General features: G+C 47.7%; 3 protein-coding genes. 2 read left to right on the forward strand and 1 reads right to left on the reverse strand.

Annotation, left to right across the window (positions count from 1 at the left end):
- A partial coding sequence (locus BZG79_RS14685; protein ID WP_108743314.1) for an ABC transporter permease subunit occupies nt 1–660 on the forward strand: 660 nt, incomplete at its 5' end.
- A 9-nt stretch (nt 661–669) separates the two neighbouring features.
- The gene (gene choV, locus BZG79_RS14690; protein WP_077774774.1) at nt 670–1,872 is read left to right on the forward strand and encodes a choline ABC transporter ATP-binding protein; all 1,203 of its coding nucleotides are present in this window, start codon (nt 670–672) and stop codon (nt 1,870–1,872) included.
- A gap of 98 nt (nt 1,873–1,970) precedes the next feature.
- Here choV and BZG79_RS14695 read toward each other — a convergent pair.
- Nucleotides 1,971–2,073, reverse strand: a 103-nt coding sequence (locus BZG79_RS14695; protein ID WP_199877967.1) for a fasciclin domain-containing protein, incomplete at its 5' end; no start/stop codon positions are given.

The following is a 2,073-nucleotide window of genomic DNA, read 5'->3' on the forward strand; positions in this document are numbered from 1 at the left end:
GCCCTTGCTTGGTACCTGCAACGTCGAATTTCTATCGTGATCTTTGTTGTGAGTGCGCTCTTGTTGATCCTCAACCTGGGCTACTGGCAAGAGATGCTGGAAACCTTTGTTCTGGTTTTTGCCGCGACAACGATTTCCGTATTAATTGGCATACCGCTGGGGATAATGGCGGCGCACCGGCCTTTGGTATACACCTTTATGCGGCCATTGCTCGATTTAATGCAAACCGTACCACCGTTTGTGTATCTCATCCCAACGCTGGTGTTGTTTGGTTTAGGGATTGTTCCGGGTCTTATTTCGACCATTATCTTTGCTATCGCATCGCCAATCCGCTTGACCTATCTAGGGATCACGCGGGTGCCTGAAGAATTGGTCGAAGCGGGACGTGCATTTGGTGCCACTCGTATGAAGTTGTTGTTTAAAGTGGAATTGCCGGCGGCATTGCCAAGCATTATGACAGGTGTGACTCAGTGTATTATGTTGTCGCTGTCGATGGTGGTTATTGCTGCGCTGGTGGGGGCTGATGGCCTGGGTAAACCGGTTGTCCGTGCACTGAATACAGTGAATATTTCTCAAGGGTTTGAAGCGGGTCTTGCGATTGTATTGGTCGCCATCATTCTTGACCGCTTGTGTAAAGCACCCAACCAAGGCAACGAATAAGAGGTAACCATGGACGCAATCGCAATTAAAAATTTAGATGTCGTGTTTGGCGATAACGTACAGCCAGCACTTGATCTGTTGGATAAAGGCCTTTCTCGGTCAGAAATTATTGAACAAACTGGACAAGTTGTCGGTGTCGATAATGTATCGCTCAATGTTAAAGAAGGCGAAATCTGTGTGCTCATGGGCCTTTCAGGCTCAGGTAAATCGAGCTTACTCCGTGCAGTTAACGGCTTAAACCCTATTAGTCGTGGTAGCCTCGAAGTCCGCGACGGCGATCAAATGGTCGATATGGCGACTGTTGATTCGCAGACATTGCGTCACTTGCGCACCAGTCGTGCTTCTATGGTGTTCCAAAAATTTGCCTTGATGCCTTGGATGACGGTTGTCGACAATGTGGCGTTTGGCTTGGAAATGAAGGGGATCAGCAAGAAAGAGCGCCGCAAGCAAGCGCTTGAGAAATTGGAGCTCGTTGGTCTAGATGAGTGGGCTAACCAATATCCTCATGAACTGTCTGGTGGTATGCAGCAGCGTGTTGGTTTAGCAAGGGCCTTTGCCATGGACAGCGATATATTGCTGATGGATGAGCCTTTCTCTGCGCTTGACCCACTGATCCGAGCCCAGTTGCAAGATGAGCTGTTAGAAATACAGAAAAAACTCAATAAAACCATTCTGTTCGTCAGTCACGACTTGGATGAAGCGTTGAAGATTGGTAACAACATTGCGATTATGGAATCGGGCCAATTGATTCAGCATGGCAAGCCGGAAGACATTGTATTACGTCCAGAAACTGACTACGTCCGTGACTTTGTGGCTCATACTAACCCATTGAATGTCTTAAAAGGACGCTCAATGATGAAAACGGCTGATAACTTAACGCGCGTTGAGAATCGTTGGAAAATCTGTGATCGACGTGAAATCTGGGTCACGGCTGAGCAAGATGGCACTTTCTCTGCAACCGCAGGCGATCAACCATTGCGTGTGGTTGAGTGGGACAAAGACACGCTCGATTTCTCACAAGTTGGCGATAACACCATTGTTGTGGCCTCACCCGATATTGAGATGCGTGACGCGATTGAAATTCGCTATAACACCAATACGCCTGTATTGCTGGTAGAAAATGGTGAATTGCTCGGTACCTTGTCTGATCATGACTTCTATCATGCTTTATTGGGTAAATTTCAGAAAAAAGACACAGACCAAGCGGCATAACTCACCACGAGTCAGCCCCATGTCTAGCCATACAAAAGGCCTGCTCTCGAGCAGGCCTTTTCTGATCATTGCGAAGTTTGTTGATAACCGAATTAATACTACGGCATGATCACGGTATCAATCACGTGAATGACGCCGTTGGACGCCATGACATCGGGTTTCACCACCGTCGCGTTGTCTACTTTCACATCACCGTAAGAG

The sequence above is a fragment of the Salinivibrio sp. MA427 genome, assembly GCF_001996115.1.
Lineage (GTDB): Bacteria > Pseudomonadota > Gammaproteobacteria > Enterobacterales > Vibrionaceae > Salinivibrio > Salinivibrio costicola.

Bases quoted from the DNA above. Each gene is read 5' to 3' on its own strand.
- choV (WP_077774774.1), top strand. From the start codon at position 670: ATGGACGCAATCGCAATTAAAAATTTAGATGTCGTGTTTGGCGATAAC.